This window comes from Escherichia sp. E2586 (assembly GCF_005781105.1).
In the GTDB taxonomy this organism is placed as follows: Bacteria; Pseudomonadota; Gammaproteobacteria; order Enterobacterales; family Enterobacteriaceae; genus Escherichia.
In genome coordinates, this window is sequence record NZ_VATN01000038.1 from 12348 (window position 1) to 26110 (window position 13763).

The 13763-nt window shown below is 49.0% G+C and carries 21 protein-coding genes; 15 read left to right on the forward strand and 6 right to left on the reverse strand.

The window, feature by feature from the left end:
• Positions 1-9: 9 nt before the first annotated feature.
• The 9 genes from rpmJ to arfA all read left to right on the forward strand — a co-directional run bounded on the left by rpmJ (position 10) and on the right by arfA (position 4313).
• Positions 10-126, forward strand: a complete 117-nt coding sequence (rpmJ, locus tag FEK50_RS23015; RefSeq protein WP_000868187.1) for a 50S ribosomal protein L36 — start codon at positions 10-12, stop codon at positions 124-126.
• A 146-nt stretch (positions 127-272) separates the two neighbouring features.
• Complete coding sequence (gene rpsM, locus FEK50_RS23020; protein WP_000090775.1) at positions 273-629, forward strand: 30S ribosomal protein S13; 357 nt, start codon at positions 273-275, stop codon at positions 627-629.
• A 16-nt stretch (positions 630-645) separates the two neighbouring features.
• Positions 646-1035, forward strand: a complete 390-nt coding sequence (gene rpsK / locus FEK50_RS23025; protein WP_001029684.1) for a 30S ribosomal protein S11 — start codon at positions 646-648, stop codon at positions 1033-1035.
• A gap of 33 nt (positions 1036-1068) precedes the next feature.
• The gene (gene rpsD / locus FEK50_RS23030; RefSeq protein WP_000135224.1) at positions 1069-1689 is read left to right on the forward strand and encodes a 30S ribosomal protein S4; all 621 of its coding nucleotides are present in this window, start codon (positions 1069-1071) and stop codon (positions 1687-1689) included.
• Positions 1690-1714: 25 nt separating this feature from the next.
• Entirely contained in the window at positions 1715-2704 is a 990-nt protein-coding gene (gene rpoA, locus FEK50_RS23035) for a DNA-directed RNA polymerase subunit alpha (RefSeq protein WP_001162094.1), read from the forward strand.
• Between the two features lie 40 nt (positions 2705-2744).
• Positions 2745-3128, forward strand: a complete 384-nt coding sequence (rplQ, locus tag FEK50_RS23040; RefSeq protein ID WP_001216368.1) for a 50S ribosomal protein L17 — start codon at positions 2745-2747, stop codon at positions 3126-3128.
• Between the two features lie 106 nt (positions 3129-3234).
• Positions 3235-3603 (forward strand): DUF1992 domain-containing protein, encoded by a 369-nt coding sequence (locus FEK50_RS23045; protein WP_131162660.1) that lies wholly within the window; start codon positions 3235-3237, stop codon positions 3601-3603.
• 10 nt (positions 3604-3613) lie between these two features.
• Complete coding sequence (zntR, locus tag FEK50_RS23050; RefSeq protein ID WP_059222259.1) at positions 3614-4039, forward strand: Zn(2+)-responsive transcriptional regulator; 426 nt, start codon at positions 3614-3616, stop codon at positions 4037-4039.
• A gap of 55 nt (positions 4040-4094) precedes the next feature.
• Complete coding sequence (gene arfA, locus FEK50_RS23055) at positions 4095-4313, forward strand: alternative ribosome-rescue factor ArfA (protein WP_042201146.1); 219 nt, start codon at positions 4095-4097, stop codon at positions 4311-4313.
• Here arfA and mscL read toward each other — a convergent pair.
• The 5 genes from mscL to def all read right to left on the reverse strand — a co-directional run bounded on the left by mscL (position 4310) and on the right by def (position 9054).
• A complete protein-coding gene (mscL, locus tag FEK50_RS23060) occupies positions 4310-4720 on the reverse strand; it encodes a large-conductance mechanosensitive channel protein MscL (RefSeq protein WP_000022442.1) in 411 nt (136 codons plus the stop codon). The genes arfA and mscL overlap by 4 nt on opposite strands.
• Positions 4721-4849: 129 nt before the next feature.
• Complete coding sequence (trkA, locus tag FEK50_RS23065) at positions 4850-6226, reverse strand: Trk system potassium transporter TrkA (RefSeq protein WP_000691382.1); 1377 nt, start codon at positions 6224-6226, stop codon at positions 4850-4852.
• 21 nt (positions 6227-6247) lie between these two features.
• Positions 6248-7537 (reverse strand): 16S rRNA (cytosine(967)-C(5))-methyltransferase RsmB, encoded by a 1290-nt coding sequence (gene rsmB / locus FEK50_RS23070; RefSeq protein WP_131162659.1) that lies wholly within the window; start codon positions 7535-7537, stop codon positions 6248-6250.
• Between the two features lie 45 nt (positions 7538-7582).
• A complete protein-coding gene (fmt, locus tag FEK50_RS23075) occupies positions 7583-8530 on the reverse strand; it encodes a methionyl-tRNA formyltransferase (RefSeq protein ID WP_131162658.1) in 948 nt (315 codons plus the stop codon).
• Between the two features lie 14 nt (positions 8531-8544).
• Positions 8545-9054 carry a peptide deformylase gene (gene def / locus FEK50_RS23080; RefSeq protein ID WP_000114984.1) on the reverse strand — a complete coding sequence of 170 codons (510 nt, stop codon included), beginning with the start codon at positions 9052-9054 and terminating at the stop codon, positions 8545-8547.
• 129 nt (positions 9055-9183) lie between these two features.
• Between def and dprA the strand changes: the two genes are divergently transcribed.
• From dprA to FEK50_RS23110, 6 genes are read left to right on the forward strand one after another with little or no spacing between them, the layout of a single operon-like run.
• Complete coding sequence (dprA, locus tag FEK50_RS23085; RefSeq protein ID WP_130206875.1) at positions 9184-10308, forward strand: DNA-protecting protein DprA; 1125 nt, start codon at positions 9184-9186, stop codon at positions 10306-10308.
• Positions 10280-10753, forward strand: coding sequence for a DUF494 family protein Smg (smg, locus tag FEK50_RS23090; RefSeq protein ID WP_000460680.1), 474 nt, complete (start codon positions 10280-10282; stop codon positions 10751-10753). Before dprA ends, smg begins: the two co-directional genes overlap by 29 nt.
• Before the next feature lie 28 nt (positions 10754-10781).
• On the forward strand, positions 10782-11324 hold the full coding sequence (locus FEK50_RS23095; RefSeq protein WP_001129723.1) for a type I DNA topoisomerase: 543 nt from the start codon (positions 10782-10784) through the stop codon (positions 11322-11324).
• Between the two features lie 4 nt (positions 11325-11328).
• A complete protein-coding gene (gene tsaC / locus FEK50_RS23100; protein WP_131162657.1) occupies positions 11329-11901 on the forward strand; it encodes an L-threonylcarbamoyladenylate synthase type 1 TsaC in 573 nt (190 codons plus the stop codon).
• Between the two features lie 4 nt (positions 11902-11905).
• Entirely contained in the window at positions 11906-12724 is an 819-nt protein-coding gene (aroE, locus tag FEK50_RS23105; RefSeq protein WP_130206871.1) for a shikimate dehydrogenase, read from the forward strand.
• Positions 12721-12978 (forward strand): DUF1488 domain-containing protein, encoded by a 258-nt coding sequence (locus FEK50_RS23110; protein WP_131162656.1) that lies wholly within the window; start codon positions 12721-12723, stop codon positions 12976-12978. Before aroE ends, FEK50_RS23110 begins: the two co-directional genes overlap by 4 nt.
• Here the strand turns inward: FEK50_RS23110 and FEK50_RS23115 are convergent.
• A complete protein-coding gene (locus FEK50_RS23115; RefSeq protein WP_131162655.1) occupies positions 12954-13508 on the reverse strand; it encodes a gamma carbonic anhydrase family protein in 555 nt (184 codons plus the stop codon). The two genes, FEK50_RS23110 and FEK50_RS23115, sit on opposite strands and share 25 nt — an antisense overlap.
• Positions 13509-13763: the final 255 nt, after the last annotated feature.

Consider the following 13763-nt stretch of genomic DNA (forward strand, 5'->3'; position numbering starts at 1 on the left):
AGAGTAAAAATGAAAGTTCGTGCTTCCGTCAAGAAATTATGCCGTAACTGCAAAATCGTTAAGCGTGATGGTGTCATCCGTGTGATTTGCAGTGCCGAGCCGAAGCATAAACAGCGCCAAGGCTGATTTATTCGCATATTTTTCTTGCAAAGTTGGGTTGAGCTGGCTAGATTAGCCAGCCAATCTTTTGTATGTCTGTGCGTTTCCATTTGAGTATCCTGAAAACGGGCTTTTCAGCATGGAACGTACATATTAAATAGTAGGAGTGCATAGTGGCCCGTATAGCAGGCATTAACATTCCTGATCATAAGCATGCCGTAATCGCATTAACTTCGATTTATGGCGTCGGCAAGACCCGTTCTAAAGCCATCCTGGCTGCAGCGGGTATCGCTGAAGATGTTAAGATCAGTGAGCTGTCTGAAGGACAAATCGACACGCTGCGTGACGAAGTTGCCAAATTTGTCGTTGAAGGTGATCTGCGCCGTGAAATCAGCATGAGCATCAAGCGCCTGATGGATCTTGGTTGCTATCGCGGTTTGCGTCATCGTCGTGGTCTCCCGGTTCGCGGTCAGCGTACCAAGACCAACGCACGTACCCGTAAGGGTCCGCGCAAACCGATCAAGAAATAATCGGGGTGATTGAATAATGGCAAAGGCACCAATTCGTGCACGTAAACGTGTAAGAAAACAAGTCTCTGACGGCGTGGCTCATATCCATGCTTCTTTCAACAATACCATCGTGACTATCACTGATCGTCAGGGTAACGCGTTGGGTTGGGCAACAGCCGGTGGTTCCGGTTTCCGTGGTTCTCGCAAATCCACTCCGTTTGCAGCTCAGGTTGCAGCAGAGCGTTGCGCTGACGCCGTGAAAGAATACGGCATCAAGAATCTGGAAGTTATGGTTAAAGGTCCGGGTCCAGGCCGCGAATCTACTATTCGTGCTCTGAACGCCGCAGGTTTCCGCATCACTAACATTACTGATGTGACTCCGATCCCTCATAACGGTTGTCGTCCGCCGAAAAAACGTCGCGTATAACGCTTCGTTTTCCAGGTTTGTTGGAGAAAGAAAATGGCAAGATATTTGGGTCCTAAGCTCAAGCTGAGCCGTCGTGAGGGCACCGACTTATTCCTTAAGTCTGGCGTTCGCGCGATCGATACCAAGTGTAAAATTGAACAAGCTCCTGGCCAGCACGGTGCGCGTAAACCGCGTCTGTCTGACTATGGTGTGCAGTTGCGTGAAAAGCAAAAAGTTCGCCGTATCTATGGTGTGCTGGAGCGTCAGTTCCGTAACTACTACAAAGAAGCAGCACGTCTGAAAGGCAACACCGGTGAAAACCTGTTGGCTCTGCTGGAAGGTCGTCTGGACAACGTTGTATACCGTATGGGCTTCGGTGCCACTCGTGCAGAAGCACGCCAGCTGGTTAGCCATAAAGCAATTATGGTAAACGGTCGTGTTGTTAACATCGCTTCTTATCAGGTTAGTCCGAATGACGTTGTAAGCATTCGTGAGAAAGCGAAGAAGCAGTCTCGCGTGAAAGCCGCTCTGGAGCTGGCTGAGCAGCGTGAAAAGCCAACCTGGCTGGAAGTTGATGCTGGCAAGATGGAAGGTACGTTTAAGCGTAAGCCGGAGCGTTCTGATCTGTCTGCGGACATTAACGAACACCTGATCGTCGAGCTTTACTCCAAGTAAAGCTTAGTACCAAAGAGAGGACACAATGCAGGGTTCTGTGACAGAGTTTCTAAAACCGCGCCTGGTTGATATCGAGCAAGTGAGTTCGACGCACGCCAAGGTGACCCTTGAGCCTTTAGAGCGTGGCTTTGGCCATACTCTGGGTAACGCACTGCGCCGTATTCTGCTCTCATCGATGCCGGGTTGCGCGGTGACCGAGGTTGAGATTGATGGTGTACTACATGAGTACAGCACCAAAGAAGGCGTTCAGGAAGATATCCTGGAAATCCTGCTCAACCTGAAAGGGCTGGCGGTGAGAGTTCAGGGCAAAGATGAAGTTATTCTTACCTTGAATAAATCTGGCATTGGCCCTGTGACTGCAGCCGATATCACCCACGACGGTGATGTCGAAATCGTCAAGCCGCAGCACGTGATCTGCCACCTGACCGATGAGAACGCGTCTATTAGCATGCGTATCAAAGTTCAGCGCGGTCGTGGTTATGTGCCGGCTTCTACCCGAATTCATTCGGAAGAAGATGAGCGCCCAATCGGCCGTCTGCTGGTCGACGCATGCTACAGCCCTGTAGAGCGTATTGCCTACAATGTTGAAGCAGCGCGTGTAGAACAGCGTACCGACCTGGACAAGCTGGTCATCGAAATGGAAACCAACGGCACAATCGATCCTGAAGAGGCGATTCGTCGTGCGGCAACCATTCTGGCTGAACAACTGGAAGCTTTCGTTGACTTACGTGATGTACGTCAGCCGGAAGTGAAAGAAGAGAAACCAGAGTTCGATCCGATCCTGCTGCGCCCTGTTGACGATCTGGAATTGACTGTCCGCTCTGCTAACTGCCTTAAAGCAGAAGCTATCCACTATATCGGTGATCTGGTACAACGTACCGAGGTTGAGCTCCTTAAAACGCCTAACCTTGGTAAAAAATCTCTTACTGAGATTAAAGACGTGCTGGCTTCCCGTGGACTGTCTCTGGGTATGCGCCTGGAAAACTGGCCACCGGCAAGCATCGCTGACGAGTAACCGGATCACAGGTTAAGGTTTTACTGAGAAGGATAAGGTCATGCGCCATCGTAAGAGTGGTCGTCAACTGAACCGCAACAGCAGCCATCGCCAGGCTATGTTCCGCAATATGGCAGGTTCACTGGTTCGTCATGAAATCATCAAGACGACTCTGCCTAAAGCGAAAGAGCTGCGCCGCGTAGTTGAGCCGCTGATTACTCTTGCCAAGACTGATAGCGTTGCTAATCGTCGTCTGGCATTCGCCCGTACTCGTGATAACGAGATCGTGGCAAAACTGTTTAACGAACTGGGCCCGCGTTTCGCGAGCCGTGCCGGTGGTTACACTCGTATTCTGAAGTGTGGCTTCCGTGCAGGCGACAACGCGCCGATGGCTTACATCGAGCTGGTTGATCGTTCAGAGAAAGCAGAAGCTGCTGCAGAGTAATCTGAAGCAACGTAAAAAAACCCGCCCCGGCGGGTTTTTTTATATCTGTAGTATCCCCACTTATCTACAATAGCTGTACTCTTTTTGTTCATCCCCTGGAGTATTTATGTGGTTACTTGACCAGTGGGCAGAGCGCCATATTACTGAAGCACAGGCTAAAGGTGTGTTTGAAAATCTCCCTGGCAGTGGTGAACCATTAATCCTGGAAGATGACACACATGTGCCGCCGGAACTGCGTGCGGGCTATCGCTTGTTAAAGAATGCCGGCTGTTTACCGCCAGAACTTGAGCAGCGCAAGGAAGCTATTCAGCTTCTGGATATTCTCAACGGTATCCGTCAGGATGATCCGCAATATCAAGATGTTAGCCGTCAGTTGTCTTTACTGGAGTTGAAACTGCGGCAAGCAGGTTTGAGAACTGAATTTTTACGTGGCGAATATGCAGATAAGCTTCTGCATAAAATTAATGACAACTGAGAGATAATTTATGTATCGCATTGGTGAGTTGGCAAAACTGGCAGAAGTTACGCCCGACACAATACGTTATTACGAAAAACAACAGATGATGGATCATGAAGTTCGTACGGAAGGAGGCTTTCGCCTATATACCGAAAGCGATCTCCAACGGTTGAAATTTATTCGGCATGCCAGACAACTTGGTTTCAGTCTTGAGTCGATCCGTGAGTTACTTTCGATCCGTATCGATCCTGAACATCATACTTGTCAGGAATCAAAAGGTATTGTGCAGGAAAGATTACAGGAAGTGGAAGCGCGGATAGCCGAGTTGCAGAGCATGCAGCGTTCCTTGCAACGTCTTAACGATGCCTGTTGTGGTAGCGCCCATAGCAGCGTTTATTGCTCTATCCTTGAAGCTCTTGAACAAGGAGCCAGCGGTGTCAAAGCAGGTTGTTGATTTTTTGCACTGACGGGATTACACTCGCGCCGTTAAATAACCAACTGGAGTTTTTATGAGTCGATATCAGCATACGAAAGGGCAGATAAAGGATAATGCGATTGAAGCATTACTACATGACCCTTTGTTCAGGCAGCGTGTAGAAAAAAATAAAAAAGGGAAAGGCAGTTATATGCGAAAAGGAAAACATGGCAATCGGGGTAGCTGGGAGGCCAGTGGCAAGAAAGTAAATCACTTTTTTACCACTGGCCTTCTGCTTTCAGGCGCTTGTTAAGATCGGTTATTCTGCTCTTTCAGCAAATCACGAATTTCTGTCAGTAATACTTCTTCTTTAGTTGGTGCAGGTGCTGCTGCCGGTTCTTCTTTCTTACGATTCAGTTTGTTGATTAGTTTAATCGCCATAAAGATGGCAAAGGCCACAATCAGAAAATCAAAGACGTTTTGAATGAAGACACCGTAATGCATCACAACAGCAGGGATATCCCCCTGCGCATCGCGTAGCGTGACAGCAAACTGTTTAAAGTCGATCCCGCCAATTAATAAGCCTAAAGGTGGCATGATGATATCGGCAACCAGTGAAGAGACGATCTTCCCGAATGCCGCACCGATAATGACACCCACCGCCAAATCCACCACGTTCCCGCGCATCGCAAATTCGCGAAATTCTTTAATAATGCTCATGTTATTCTCCCTATGAAGCCGACAACCATAAGTCTAACAAATGTTAAGCCATTTTCCTGCCAGGAGTGAATTTAATTAATCCTTGATAATCAAAGGGAAATAATAAGGCGTCATTAGACGCCTTATTAATTACAAAAAGAAAGGACTTGGCTGGAAGAGTCTTTCGACGTCGGTAATAAACTTTTTATCTGTGAGGAACATAATTACGTGATCGCCTTGCTCAATGCGCAGATTGTCATTGGCAATCATCACGTCGTTTCCACGTACCACCGCTCCAATAATCGTTCCTGGCGGTAGCTTGATTTCATCAATGACTCTGCCGACAACGCGCGAGGTGCTTTCATCACCGTGAGCAACGGCTTCAATAGCTTCTGCTACGCCGCGGCGCAATGAGGAAACACCAACAATATCTGCTTTTCGCACATGACTAAGCAACGCAGAAATAGTTGCTTGTTGTGGTGAAATCGCAATATCGATCACGCTCCCCTGAACCAGATCCACATAAGCGCGACGCTGGATCAATACCATCACCTTTTTCGCACCCATACGTTTGGCGAGCATGGCTGACATGATATTGGCCTCGTCATCGTTGGTGACGGCAATAAACAGATCAACTTGATCGATATGTTCTTCGGCCAGCAGTTCTTGATCCGACGCATCACCAAAAAAGACGATCGTATTCTGCAACTTTTCCGCCAGTTCGGCAGCGCGCTGCTGATTACGTTCGATGAGTTTGACGCTGTAATCTTTTTCCAGGCGACGCGCCAGCCCTGCACCGATATTACCGCCACCAACCAGCATGATCCGCTTATACGGTTTTTCCAGTCGCTGTAATTCACTCATCACCGCGCGTATATGCTGCGAGGCGGCAATAAAGAATACTTCATCACCAGCTTCAACAATAGTCGAACCTTGCGGGCGGATAGGACGGTCGTGGCGGAAAATTGCCGCCACGCGGGTATCGATATGTGGCATATGCTCGCGCATGGTCGAAAGCGCATTACCAATAAGCGGGCCACCATAATAGGCTTTTACCACTGCAAGGCTCACTTTGCCCTCAGCGAAGTTCACCACCTGCAATGCGCCGGGATACTCAATCAGTCGGTAAATATTATCGATAACCAACTGCTCTGGTGCGATCAGATGATCAATCGGTACAGCATCTGAATGAAATAGCTTATCGGCATCGCGCACGTAGTCTGGTGAGCGGATACGAGCGATGCGATTAGGGGTGTTGAAAAGTGAGTAGGCTACCTGGCAGGCAACCATATTGGTTTCATCTGAACTGGTTACAGCAACCAGCATATCGGCGTCGTCGGCACCTGCCTCCCGCAATACGCGTGGATGAGAGCCATGCCCCTGCACGACTCGCAGGTCAAATTTATCCTGCAAGGTCCGCAGACGCTCACCGTTGGTATCGACAACAGTAATATCGTTGTTCTCGCCAACCAGGTTTTCCGCCAGTGTGCCGCCAACCTGACCGGCACCCAGAATGATAATTTTCATCAGTCGCGACCCGTTATCTCATCACTTTTTGATTAGCTTAGCGTAAAAGAAGCCGTCGCCCTCTTCGGCACCAGGCAGATTTTGCTTACCCGGTTGTTCTGGTGTTCCGGTGTCGCAAAGTTCGGCATCAGCGGTACGTTGCAAAAAGGCTTTAACCTGCAGGCTATTCTCTTCCGGTAACACCGAACAGGTGGCATAGACCAGGGTTCCACCGGATTTTAAATGCGGCCAAATGGCGTCGAGAATTTCAGACTGCAGTTGCGCGAGTTCCGGGATATCGCGATCACGACGTAACCACTTGATATCCGGATGTCGACGAATCACACCTGTTGCTGAACAAGGCGCATCTAATAAAATGCGATCAAACTGTTGCTCGCCACACCATTGGGAAGGGTAGCGGCCATCACCTTGTTTCACGGTCGCCTTCATACCAAGGCGTTTTAAATTGTCGTAAACGCGAGAGAGGCGCTGTTCGTCAATATCAACCGCAAGAACCTGCGCTTCTGGTGCCACCTCAAGGATATGCGTTGTTTTACCGCCGGGGGCGGCACAAAGATCCAGAATGTGTTCATCGTTTTGTGGCGCAAGCCAGGTCATGCAACCTTGTGCTGATGCATCCTGAACGGTAACCCATCCGTCTTCAAAACCGGGTAGCGCATGAACAGGTGCAGGTGTTTCCAGCCGTACAGCATCAGGGTAATCCGAATGCGGGAAGCCTTTCATTCCTGCTTCATCCAGCAATGCAAGCCAACTGTCGTGGGAATGATGCGTACGATTAACGCGCAGCCACATTGGCGGACGCTGGTTATTGGCATCAACGATAGATTGCCACTGCTCTGGATACGCTTTTTGCAGACGCTTCAGCAACCAGGAAGGATGCAGATAACGTGCATCACTGGCATTAAACTCGGCTAATAACTCTTCTTGCTGACGCTGGAACTGACGTAATACGCCGTTAATCAACCCTTTAAGTTGCGGGCGCTTAATTGTGACAGCGCCTTCAACAGTTTCAGCCAGCGCAGCATGCGGTGGAATGCGGGTATAAAGCAGTTGATACAAACCAACCATAATCAGGTAATGCACGGTCCGCTGTTTGCCGGTCATCGGACGGGCCATTAACTTATTAATCAGCCAGTCTAACTGTGAAAGCGTGCGCAGTACGCCAAAGCACAACTCTTGAAGAAGTGCTTTGTCTTTATCGGAAACCTTTTGCTGGAGCGCTGGCAAAATGTTGCTTAATGATTGCCCTTGCTCGACGACTTGTTCAACGGCCTGGGCCGCCATGCTACGTAAATTACGTTGTTTTTTCATAAGTATAAAAATGCCCGGCAAGACCGGGCTTAGAAGAGTGGACTATCAGGCCAGACGCTTGCCCGGAACAAACCATTCCCGACGAGAATTCAGGAGGTCTTGTGCGCTCATCGCTTTCTTACCCGCAGGTTGTAACGAGAGCAGGTTCAGGATGCCATCACCAGTCGCAACTTGGATGCCTTGTTTGTTGGCTTCAAGGATCGTTCCTGGGACAGCGTTGGTTACCGTATCAATGACCGACGCTTTCCAGACTTTAACCGGCTGTCCTTCAATTTCCAGCCAGCTCATTGGCCATGGATTGAAAGCGCGAATGCAGCGTTCAAGCTGTGCTGCCGAAAGTGACCAGTCAATACGCGCTTCTTCTTTACTCAACTTTTCGGCGTAAGTAACAAGAGTTTCATCCTGAATTTCTGGTTTCGCCGTGCCGTCTGCCAGTTGTTTCAATGTGGCGATAAGCCCTTGTGGGCCAAGCTCTGCCAGTTTGTCATATAACGTGCCGCTGGTATCTTCTGCGGTAATCGGGCAGGAGAGCTTATAGAGCATGTCACCGGTGTCTAAACCAACATCCATTTGCATAATGGTCACACCAGTTTCTTCATCACCCGCCCATAGTGAGCGTTGGATTGGTGCAGCACCGCGCCAGCGTGGCAGCAGTGAACCATGAACGTTGATACAGCCAAGACGCGGCATTTCCAGCACCGCTTTAGGCAGAATCAGCCCATAGGCGACGACGACCATAACATCAGCCTGCAGATCGGCGACCAGTTGCTGGTTTTCTTGTGGACGCAGGGAAACAGGTTGAAAAACGGGTAGACCTTTTTCCTCAGCCAGAACTTTAACCGGGCTGGGCATCAGTTTTTTACCGCGTCCTGCCGGTCGGTCTGGCTGGGTGAACACGCCAACGACGTTATGACCAGAAGACAACAGCGCGTCGAGATGACGCGCTGCAAAGTCAGGTGTTCCCGCAAAAATAATACGTAGTGATTCTGACACGTTAGTTCTTATCCTTAAGCCCGGGCTTTCAGACGATCCAGTTTTTCAACTTTCTGACGAATACGTTGTTGTTTCAGCGGTGACAGGTAATCCATGAACAGTTTACCGACCAGGTGATCCATCTCATGCTGAATGCAGATGGCTAACAGACCATCTGCTTCCAGTTCAAATGGTTTACCATCGCGGTCCAGGGCGCGAATTTTAACTTTCTCTGCGCGTGGCACTAAAGCACGTTGTTCAGGGATCGACAGGCAACCTTCTTCAATGCCTGTTTCGCCGCTTTTTTCTAAAAGCTCCGGATTGATTAACACCAGCCGTTCGTCGCGGTTTTCCGAAACATCAATAACAATGATACGTTGATGGATATCAACCTGGGTTGCCGCCAGGCCAATACCTTCTTCTGCGTACATCGTCTCGAACATATCATCGACGATACGCTGAATTTCTGCATTCACTTCTTCTACCGGTTTAGCAACTTTGCGAAGCCGCTCGTCCGGAATATGTAACACTTGCAAAACTGACATAAATCTCCAGAGATGTGTTCAGGAGTTAGAAAGATTATTTCTTCTATTCTAGACAAATCCCCCTCTGATTGACAGCATCACTGACCAATCGCAAAGATTGCTAAGGCTGCTTATGGCAGGGAGATAAGGATGGTCGATACCGAAATTTGGCTGCGTCTGATGAGCATCAGCAGCTTGTACGGCGATGATATGGTCCGCATTGCTCACTGGCTGGTAGAACAGCCAAATATTGATGCAGTTGTACTGCAGCAAACAGGGCTTTCATCGCGACAGGCACAACGCTTTCTTACATTTTCACAGCAGAGTATTGAAAGCTCACTTTGTTGGCTGGAGCAACCTAACCATCATTTAATCCCAGCGGACAGTGAATTTTATCCTCCTCAACTTATTGCAACGGCTGATTATCCAGGTGCACTGTTTGTTGCTGGTGATCTACAAGCGCTGCAATCATTTCAGTTGGCCGTAGTGGGAAGCCGGGCGCATTCATGGTATGGCGAACGGTGGGGGCGGCTGTTATGTGAGGCGCTGGCGGCGCGAGGCGTGACAATTACCAGTGGGCTGGCGCGAGGAATCGATGGTGTAGCGCATAAAGCGGCCTTGCAGGTAAATGGTGTCAGTGTTGCTGTGCTGGGGAATGGGCTAAATACCATTCATCCGCGTCGCCATGCCCGACTTGCTACCAGTCTGCTTGAACATGGTGGGGCTCTTGTCTCGGAGTTTCCCCTTGATACCCCTCCTCTTGCTTACAATTTCCCGCGAAGAAATCGCATTATTAGTGGTCTAAGTAAAGGTGTACTGGTGGTGGAAGCGGCTTTGCGCAGTGGTTCACTGGTGACAGCGCGTTGTGCGCTTGAGCAGGGACGTGAAGTCTTTGCTTTGCCCGGTCCATTAGGGAGTCCCGGAAGTGAAGGCCCCCACTGGCTTATAAAACAAGGTGCGATTCTTGTGACGGAACCGGAAGAAATTCTGGAAAATTTGCAATATGGATTGCACTGGTTGCCAGATGCCCATGAAAAATCATTTTATTCATCAGATCAGGAAGACGTGGCATTGCCATTTCCTGAGCTCCTGGCTAACGTAGGAGATGAGGTAACACCTGTTGACGTCGTCGCTGAACGTGCCGGCCAACCTGTGCCAGAGGTAGTTACTCAACTACTTGAACTGGAGTTAGCAGGATGGATCGCAGCTGTACCCGGCGGCTATGTCCGATTGAGGAGGGCATGCCATGTTCGACGTACTAATGTATTTGTTTGAAACCTATATTCACACTGAAGCTGAGTTGCGTGTGGATCAAGACAAACTTGAACAGGATCTTACCGACGCAGGTTTTGAGCGAGAAGATATCTACAATGCCCTGCTATGGCTGGAAAAACTTGCGGATTATCAGGAAGGGTTGGCAGAACCGATGCAACTTGCCTCTGATCCTCTCTCCATGCGTATTTATACACCGGAAGAGTGTGAACGACTGGATGCCAGCTGCCGTGGGTTTCTGCTTTTCCTTGAGCAGATTCAGGTGCTCAACCTTGAAACTCGTGAAATGGTGATAGAGCGAGTGCTCGCGCTGGATAACGCAGAGTTCGAACTGGATGATCTGAAATGGGTGATCCTGATGGTGTTGTTCAACATCCCGGGCTGCGAAAATGCGTACCAGCAAATGGAAGAATTACTCTTTGAAGTGAATGAAGGTATGCTGCATTAATCATTTCTTTAATTCAGCATAAGTTGTTATGGCGAAATCAGCACTGTTCACGGTGCGTAATAATGAGTCCTGCCCAAAGTGCGGGGCTGAACTGGTTATTCGATCCGGGAAACACGGTCCGTTTCTTGGGTGCTCACAGTATCCGGCGTGTGACTACGTCCGTCCTCTGAAATCTTCAGCGGATGGGCATATCGTCAAAGTTCTGGAGGGGCAGGTTTGCCCTGCATGTGGCGCAAATCTGGTATTACGCCAGGGACGCTTTGGTATGTTTATTGGTTGCAGTAACTACCCTGAATGCGAACATACCGAACTTATCGATAAACCGGACGAAACAGCAATTACCTGTCCTCAATGTCGGACGGGCCATCTGGTCCAGCGCCGCTCCCGTTATGGCAAAACATTTCACTCCTGTGATCGCTACCCTGAGTGTCAATTTGCTATTAACTTCAAACCAATAGCCGGAGAGTGCCCTGAGTGTCATTATCCGCTACTCATCGAAAAGAAAACCGCGCAGGGTGTTAAACATTTCTGTGCCAGTAAACAATGTGGAAAGCCGGTTTCGGCGGAATAATAACGTGAATAATAACCTGCAAGGAGACGCTATCGCAGCTGCGATAGATGTCCTCAATGAAGAACGTGTCATCGCCTATCCAACGGAAGCCGTTTTTGGTGTCGGGTGCGATCCTGATAGCGAAACAGCAGTGATGCGACTGTTGGATTTAAAACAGCGTCCGGTTGATAAGGGGCTGATTTTAATCGCGGCAAATTACGAGCAGCTTAAACCCTATATTGATGACAGCATGCTGACTGACGCGCAGCGTGAAACCATTTTTTCTCGCTGGCCTGGTCCTGTCACCTTTGTCTTTCCCGCGCCTGCGACAACACCACGATGGTTGACGGGCCGCTTTGATTCGCTTGCTGTACGAGTTACCGACCATCCGTTGGTGGTTGCTTTGTGCCAGACTTATGGTAAACCGCTGGTTTCTACCAGTGCCAACTTGAGTGGATTACCACCTTGTCGAACAATAGAGGAAGTTCACGCACAGTTTGGTGCTGATTTCCCGGTTGTGCGAGGTGAAACGGGCGGTCGTTTAAATCCTTCAGAAATTCGTGATGCCCTGACGGGTGAACTGTTTCGACAGGGGTAACATAATGGAAACCTATGCTGTTTTTGGTAATCCGATAGCCCACAGCAAATCGCCATTCATTCATCAGCAATTTGCACAGCAACTGAATATTGAACATCCCTATGGCCGCGTGCTGGCACCCATCAATGATTTCATCAACACGCTAAACGCTTTCTTTAGTGCTGGTGGTAAAGGTGCGAATGTGACAGTGCCTTTTAAAGAAGAGGCTTTTGCCAGAGCGGATGAGCTTACTGAACGGGCAGCGTTGGCTGGTGCTGTTAATACCCTCAAGCGGTTAGAAGATGGACGCCTACTGGGTGACAATACCGATGGTGTAGGCTTGTTAAGCGATCTGGAACGTCTGTCTTTTATTCGCTCTGGTTTACGTATTCTGCTTATCGGCGCTGGTGGGGCATCTCGTGGGGTATTACTGCCGCTTCTCTCTCTGGACTGTGCGGTGACAATCACTAACCGAACGGTTTCTCGCGCGGAAGAGTTGGCTAAATTGTTTGCGCACACTGGTAGTGTTCAGGCGTTGGGTATGGACGAACTGGACGGTCACGAGTTCGATCTTATTATTAACGCGACATCCAGTGGCATTAGTGGAGATGTTCCGGCGATCCCGGCATCGCTCGTCCATTCAGGTATTTGTTGTTATGACATGTTCTACCAGAAGGGAAAAACGCCCTTTCTGGCATGGTGTGAACAGCAAGGCTCAAAACGTAATGCGGATGGATTGGGGATGTTAGTGGCGCAGGCGGCTCATGCCTTCCTTCTCTGGCACGGTGTTCTGCCTGACGTAGCACCAGTTATAAAGCAATTGCAGGAGGAGTTGTCCGCGTGAATCAGGCCATCCAGTTTCCAGACAGGGAAGAGTGGAACGAGAGTAAAAAATGCGTTTGTTTTCCAGCTATTGTAAATGGTATGCAGCTCACTTGCGCTATTACTGGAGAGAGTCTGGCGAACCGCTTTGCAGGAGATACGCCAGAACAGTGGTTAGCGAATTTTCGTCAGCATCGCTGGGACCTGGAAGAGGAAGCGGAAAACTTAATTCAGGAACAAAGTGAAGATGATCAAGGCTGGGTCTGGTTACCCTGATCCAGATATTCGTCCTTCCATTTCACGTAATTATTTGCGGAATAGTGTAACCCAGCCTTCTCTTCATCACTTAACGGGCGGATCTGTTTGACGGGGCTACCGAGATACAGATATCCGCTCTCCAGTCGTTTATTTTGTGGGACCAGGCTACCTGCACCAATCATCACATCATCTTCTACTATTGCGCCATCAAGTAAAATTGAGCCCATCCCAACCAAAACTCGATTGCCAATGGTGCAGCCGTGGAGCATCACTTTATGTCCAACCGTAACGTCTTCACCGACGATCAACGGATTGCCTTGTGGATTAGCCGTTGATTTATGGGTCACGTGTAAGACGCTACCATCCTGAATATTAGTGCGGGCACCGATTTGTACATAATTCACATCGCCACGAATCACAACGAGCGGCCAGATCCCCACATCATCAGCCAGGCGGGCGTCACCAATAACCACACTACTACTGTCGATCATTACGCGCTGACCGATTTGTGGAAAAAGATCGCGGTATGGGCGTAAAACATCAGACATACTTACCTCAACAATAAATGATTTACTAATGACTTTGGGTGCATTATTGGCCTTGTGCAAGTCTTTTAGTATGCAAAAAAGCACCGTTTTGTGTGTGAATGCAGCAAAAAGGGTGAAAAAACAACAAACAGAAAAAAAGATCAAAAAAGTACTTGTGCAAAAAATTGGGATCCCTATAATGCGCCTCCGTTGAGACGACAACGTGAAACACTTCACAAGATGGTCGTAACAACAAAGAGAAAAATCCTGAAATTC

What these genes read in the sequence shown, in the direction of transcription:
- rpsK (WP_001029684.1), top strand. Translation starts at nt 646, where the DNA reads ATGGCAAAGGCACCAATTCGTGCACGTAAACGTGTAAGAAAACAAGTC.
- aroE (WP_130206871.1), top strand. Translation starts at nt 11,906, where the DNA reads ATGGAAACCTATGCTGTTTTTGGTAATCCGATAGCCCACAGCAAATCG.
- FEK50_RS23115 (WP_131162655.1), bottom strand. Translation starts at nt 13,508, where the DNA reads ATGTCTGATGTTTTACGCCCATACCGCGATCTTTTTCCACAAATCGGT.
- rpsD (WP_000135224.1), top strand. Translation starts at nt 1,069, where the DNA reads ATGGCAAGATATTTGGGTCCTAAGCTCAAGCTGAGCCGTCGTGAGGGC.
- dprA (WP_130206875.1), top strand. Translation starts at nt 9,184, where the DNA reads ATGGTCGATACCGAAATTTGGCTGCGTCTGATGAGCATCAGCAGCTTG.
- mscL (WP_000022442.1), bottom strand. Translation starts at nt 4,720, where the DNA reads ATGAGCATTATTAAAGAATTTCGCGAATTTGCGATGCGCGGGAACGTG.
- rpoA (WP_001162094.1), top strand. Translation starts at nt 1,715, where the DNA reads ATGCAGGGTTCTGTGACAGAGTTTCTAAAACCGCGCCTGGTTGATATC.
- zntR (WP_059222259.1), top strand. Translation starts at nt 3,614, where the DNA reads ATGTATCGCATTGGTGAGTTGGCAAAACTGGCAGAAGTTACGCCCGAC.
- trkA (WP_000691382.1), bottom strand. Translation starts at nt 6,226, where the DNA reads ATGAAAATTATCATTCTGGGTGCCGGTCAGGTTGGCGGCACACTGGCG.
- rsmB (WP_131162659.1), bottom strand. Translation starts at nt 7,537, where the DNA reads ATGAAAAAACAACGTAATTTACGTAGCATGGCGGCCCAGGCCGTTGAA.
- def (WP_000114984.1), bottom strand. Translation starts at nt 9,054, where the DNA reads ATGTCAGTTTTGCAAGTGTTACATATTCCGGACGAGCGGCTTCGCAAA.
- arfA (WP_042201146.1), top strand. Translation starts at nt 4,095, where the DNA reads ATGAGTCGATATCAGCATACGAAAGGGCAGATAAAGGATAATGCGATT.
- FEK50_RS23095 (WP_001129723.1), top strand. Translation starts at nt 10,782, where the DNA reads ATGGCGAAATCAGCACTGTTCACGGTGCGTAATAATGAGTCCTGCCCA.
- smg (WP_000460680.1), top strand. Translation starts at nt 10,280, where the DNA reads ATGTTCGACGTACTAATGTATTTGTTTGAAACCTATATTCACACTGAA.
- rplQ (WP_001216368.1), top strand. Translation starts at nt 2,745, where the DNA reads ATGCGCCATCGTAAGAGTGGTCGTCAACTGAACCGCAACAGCAGCCAT.
- rpmJ (WP_000868187.1), top strand. Translation starts at nt 10, where the DNA reads ATGAAAGTTCGTGCTTCCGTCAAGAAATTATGCCGTAACTGCAAAATC.
- FEK50_RS23045 (WP_131162660.1), top strand. Translation starts at nt 3,235, where the DNA reads ATGTGGTTACTTGACCAGTGGGCAGAGCGCCATATTACTGAAGCACAG.